This is a genomic window from Brevibacterium oceani (assembly GCF_013623835.1).
In the GTDB taxonomy this organism is placed as follows: domain Bacteria; phylum Actinomycetota; class Actinomycetes; order Actinomycetales; family Brevibacteriaceae; genus Brevibacterium; species Brevibacterium oceani.
On sequence record NZ_JABKDE010000018.1, the window covers coordinates 1 to 5554 of the forward strand.

Consider the following 5554-nt stretch of genomic DNA (forward strand, 5'->3'; position numbering starts at 1 on the left):
TTTCTGGTGAGACAATCACACGATCGAGCATCTGTGTTCGTCCTGTGTGGGTGGTTCTTCGCCGAACCTCCCGCGATCATCGGGGTGAACATTCGGGTGTTTGGTTGTTTTTTAGTGGTCAACCTTCTCACCCCGTGAGGGGTTGGCTGTCTTGCTGGGATTCATTCGTAACATAATTTTTTTATGGAGAGTTTGATCCTGGCTCAGGACGAACGCTGGCTGCGTGCTTAACACATGCAAGTCGAACGCTGAAGCCCGAAGCTTGCTTCGGGTGGATGAGTGGCGAACGGGTGAGTAACACGTGAGTAACCTGCCCCTGATTTCGGGATAAGCCTGGGAAACTGGGTCTAATACCGGATATGACCTTCCAACGCATGTTGGTTGGTGGAAAGTTTTTCGATTGGGGATGGGCTCGCGGCCTATCAGCTTGTTGGTGGGGTAATGGCCTACCAAGGCGACGACGGGTAGCCGGCCTGAGAGGGCGACCGGCCACACTGGGACTGAGACACGGCCCAGACTCCTACGGGAGGCAGCAGTGGGGAATATTGCACAATGGGGGAAACCCTGATGCAGCGACGCAGCGTGCGGGATGACGGCCTTCGGGTTGTAAACCGCTTTCAGCAGGGAAGAAGCGAAAGTGACGGTACCTGCAGAAGAAGTACCGGCTAACTACGTGCCAGCAGCCGCGGTAATACGTAGGGTACGAGCGTTGTCCGGAATTATTGGGCGTAAAGAGCTCGTAGGTGGTTGGTCACGTCTGCTGTGGAAACGCAACGCTTAACGTTGCGCGGGCAGTGGGTACGGGCTGACTAGAGTGCAGTAGGGGAGTCTGGAATTCCTGGTGTAGCGGTGAAATGCGCAGATATCAGGAGGAACACCGGTGGCGAAGGCGGGACTCTGGGCTGTAACTGACACTGAGGAGCGAAAGCATGGGGAGCGAACAGGATTAGATACCCTGGTAGTCCATGCCGTAAACGTTGGGCACTAGGTGTGGGGGGCATTCCACGTTCTCCGCGCCGTAGCTAACGCATTAAGTGCCCCGCCTGGGGAGTACGGTCGCAAGGCTAAAACTCAAAGGAATTGACGGGGGCCCGCACAAGCGGCGGAGCATGCGGATTAATTCGATGCAACGCGAAGAACCTTACCAAGGCTTGACATACACTGGACCGTTCTGGAAACAGTTCTTCTCTTTGGAGCTGGTGTACAGGTGGTGCATGGTTGTCGTCAGCTCGTGTCGTGAGATGTTGGGTTAAGTCCCGCAACGAGCGCAACCCTCGTTCTATGTTGCCAGCACGTGATGGTGGGAACTCATAGGAGACTGCCGGGGTCAACTCGGAGGAAGGTGGGGATGACGTCAAATCATCATGCCCTTTATGTCTTGGGCTTCACGCATGCTACAATGGCTGGTACAGAGAGAGGCGAACCCGTGAGGGTGAGCGAATCCCTTAAAGCCAGTCTCAGTTCGGATCGTAGTCTGCAATTCGACTACGTGAAGTCGGAGTCGCTAGTAATCGCAGATCAGCAACGCTGCGGTGAATACGTTCCCGGGCCTTGTACACACCGCCCGTCAAGTCACGAAAGTCGGTAACACCCGAAGCCGGTGGCCCAACCCCTTGTGGGAGGGGGCCGTCTAAGGTGGGACTGGTGATTGGGACTAAGTCGTAACAAGGTAGCCGTACCGGAAGGTGCGGCTGGATCACCTCCTTTCTAAGGAGCACACATTAAGATCCTCATGGCATGACCCGCGTGTGGTCATCATGAGAGCTCAAGGGTGGAACATCACAACTCCCGCTCGTACCTACCAGCGTTGTCCGGTGACTGCCGTGATGACGGTGGTGTGGTCGGGGCTAGAACGAATACGTTATTGGGTCCTGGAATCACAAGCCTCAACACTGTGGTGTTGGGTGTGGTTTCAACCAACAGGACCGACCTGCACCGCAAGCAGCCAGAGCATCTGGTGTGTTTGTGGGTGGTGTTTGGTAGTGGTTTGAGAATCGTATAGTGGACGCGAGCATCCATACTGCATACATGTTTGTGTGTGGTGTGATGTAATGTGATTTTCTTGTGATCATCTTAGAGTGATGAAAATTAATTCGCGCACACATTTTGCTGGCCCCGTTTGGGGGTTGGGTGAGTGTGTGAGAGCGCATGGTGGATGCCTTGGCATCAGGAGCCGATGAAGGACGTGGAAATCTGCGATAAGCCTCGGGGAGCCGATAAACGGGCGTTGATCCGAGGGTGTCCGAATGGGGAAACCCCGCCATCTGTGAGGGTGGTGACCCGTGTCTGAATATATAGGGCATGTGGGGGGAACGCGGGGAAGTGAAACATCTCAGTACCCGCAGGAAGAGAAAATAATAATGATTCCGGGAGTAGTGGCGAGCGAAACTGGATGAGCCTAAACCTTCGTAGCGTGAGAGCGTGCTGGTGTTGCTGCGTGGGTGTTGTGGGGTGTGCATGTTCTGGTTCAGCATGACCGGGCTGTGTGTGATTGGTGTAGTCGAACCTGGTGGGAAACAGGACCGGAGTGGGTGAGAGTCCCGTAGACGAAACAGTGGTTGCGCATGGTGTGCAGATGCCCGAGTAGCACGGAACTCGTGGAATTTCGTGTGAATCTGCCAGGACCACCTGGTAAGGCTAAATACTTCCTGATGACCGATAGCGGAATAGTACCGTGAGGGAATGGTGAAAAGTACCCCGGGAGGGGAGTGAAAGAGTACCTGAAACCATGTGCTTACAATCCGTCAGAGCAGCATCTTGATGGCTGTGATGGCGTGCCTTTTGAAGAATGAGCCTGCGAGTTAGCGGTGCGTGGCGAGGTTAACCCGTGTGGGGTAGCCGTAGCGAAAGCGAGTCCGAAGAGGGCGAGTCAGTCGCGTGTCCTAGACCCGAAGCGGAGTGATCTAGCCATGGGCAGGGTGAAGCGTGTGTAAGAGCGCGTGGAGGCCCGCACCCACTTCAGTTGAAAATGGAGGGGATGACCTGTGGTTAGGGGTGAAAGGCCAATCAAACTCTGTGATAGCTGGTTCTCCCCGAAATGCATTTAGGTGCAGCGTTGCGTGGTTCTTGCTGGAGGTAGAGCTACTGGATGGCTGATGGGCCCCACCGGGTTACTGACGTCAACTAAACTCCGAATGCCAGTCAAGGTTCAGCGTGGCAGTGAGACAGTGGGGGATAAGCTTCATTGTCGAGAGGGAAACAGCCCAGACCATCAACTAAGGCCCCTAAGCGTGTGCTCAGTGGGAAAGGATGTTCAGTTGCGAAGACAACCAGGAGGTTGGCTTAGAAGCAGCCATCCTTGAAAGAGTGCGTAATAGCTCACTGGTCAAGTGATTGAGCGCCGATAATGTAGCGGGGCTAAGTACACCGCCGAAGTTGTGGCAGCATCACGTGATTCCGTAATGGTGTGGTGTTGGGTAGGGGAGCGTCGAGTCGCCGGTGAAGCTGCAGTGTGAACTAGTGGTGGAGGCGGTTCGAGTGAGAATGCAGGCATGAGTAGCGAAAGACGGGTGAGAAACCCGTCCACCGGATGACCAAGGGTTCCAGGGCTAGGCTAATCCGCCCTGGGTAAGTCGGGACCTAAGGCGAGGCCGACAGGCGTAGTCGATGGACAACCAGTTGATATTCTGGTACCGACACACAACCGACAGTACCAAAACACATGAGACTAACTATGAGCGTGTCCCGTCAGGTCTTCGGATCTGTGGTTGGATGCGTTTGTGGGACCTGAGTGTGGAGTCGGTAAGCGTGAGGTGTGACGCAGAAAGGTAGCCAGGCCGTGCGATGGTAGTCACGGTCTAAGGTTGTAGCACGTGGGGGTAGGCAAATCCGTCCCCGCATTTGGTGTGAGAGCTGATGGGCGCCCCACGTTGGTGGGGTGATCTGGTGATCCTCTGCTGCCGAGAAAAGCATCGACGTGAGGGTGTGTGTTGCCCGTACCCTATAACCGACACAGGTGGTCGAGTAGAGAATACTAAGGTGATCGAGAGAATCGTGGTTAAGGAACTCGGCAAAATGCCCCCGTAACTTCGGGAGAAGGGGGACCATCCCGGTGAAGCCAACGTGCTTGGTGATGTGCTGGTGGTGGTCGCAGAGGCCAGAGAGAAGCGACTGTTTATTAAAAACACAGGTCCGTGCGAAGATGTAAGTCGATGTATACGGACTGACGCCTGCCCGGTGCTGGAAGGTTAAGAGGACCTGTTAACCCTTTTGGGGGTGAAGCGGAGAATTTAAGCCCCAGTAAACGGCGGTGGTAACTATAACCATCCTAAGGTAGCGAAATTCCTTGTCGGGTAAGTTCCGACCTGCACGAATGGCGTAACGACTTCTCTGCTGTCTCAACCACGAACTCGGCGAAATTGCATTACGAGTAAAGATGCTCGTTACGCGCAGCAGGACGGAAAGACCCCGAGACCTTCACTATAGTTTGGTATTGGGATTCGGTGTGGTTTGTGTAGGATAGGTGGGAGACTGGGATACTTGCACGCTAGTGTGGGTGGAGTCGATCGGTGAAATACCACTCTGACCATAGTGGATTCCTGAACTTCGGACCCTGATCGGGTTCAGGGACAGTGCCTGATGGGTAGTTTAACTGGGGCGGTTGCCTCCTAAAGAGTAACGGAGGCGCCCAAAGGTTCCCTCAGCCTGGTTGGCAATCAGGTGTCGAGTGTAAGTGCACAAGGGAGCTTGACTGTGAGACGGACGTGTCGAGCAGGAGCGAAAGCTGGGACTAGTGACCCGGCCATGGCTTGTGGAAGCGTGGTCGCTCAACGGATAAAAGGTACCTCGGGGATAACAGGCTGATCTTGCCCAAGAGTCCATATCGACGGCATGGTTTGGCACCTCGATGTCGGCTCGTCGCATCCTGGGGCTGGAGTCGGTCCCAAGGGTTGGGCTGTTCGCCCATTAAAGCGGTACGCGAGCTGGGTTTAGAACGTCGTGAGACAGTTCGGTCCCTATCCGCTGCGTGCGTAGGAAATTTGTGGAGGTCTGTCCTTAGTACGAGAGGACCGGGACGGACGAACCTCTGGTGTGCCAGTTGTTCCGCCAGGAGCATGGCTGGTTGGCTACGTTCGGGATGGATAACCGCTGAAAGCATCTAAGCGGGAAGCCTGCTCCGAGATGAGATTTCCAACCCACTTTGTGTGGGGGGAGGTGTCCTATAGATGATGGGGTTGATAGGCCGGGTATGGAAGCACTGTGAGGTGTGGAGTTGACTGGTACTAATACACCGATCACTCACTTAATCTTCTTTTTTGGGGTTGGTGTGTGTGCGAGTTTTGTTGCTTTGAGTGATTGCTTGAGAATCCGCGTTCGCCTTTGTGGGGTGTGCGTGTGTTGTGTCGATGGGTGTTCGCGTTCGCTGTGCGGTTCTTGGACCATTACTGCCTGAAGGCCTCTTTTGGGGTTTGTGGTGGTGGTCTGTTGGTTTTGCGGTGGTGATAGTGGTGGGGAAACGCCCGGTTAACCGTTCCGATCCCGGTAGCTAAGCCCATTCGCGCTGATGGTACTGCAACTTGGTGGTTGTGGGAGAGTAGGTGACTGCCGCAATATT

The 5554-nt window shown here is 54.8% G+C and carries 3 rRNA genes; all 3 read left to right on the plus strand.

Annotated features, from left to right (window positions below):
* Positions 1-180 precede the first annotated feature (180 nt).
* The 3 genes from HK401_RS20390 to rrf all read left to right on the plus strand — a co-directional run bounded on the left by HK401_RS20390 (position 181) and on the right by rrf (position 5550).
* Positions 181-1707, plus strand: a 16S ribosomal RNA gene (locus HK401_RS20390).
* A 421-nt stretch (positions 1708-2128) separates the two neighbouring features.
* Positions 2129-5246 (plus strand): 23S ribosomal RNA (locus tag HK401_RS20395).
* A gap of 185 nt (positions 5247-5431) precedes the next feature.
* Positions 5432-5550, plus strand: a 5S ribosomal RNA gene (gene rrf / locus HK401_RS20400).
* Together the 16S, 23S and 5S rRNA genes form the textbook arrangement of a ribosomal RNA operon.
* The last annotated feature ends 4 nt before the right edge of the window (positions 5551-5554 follow it).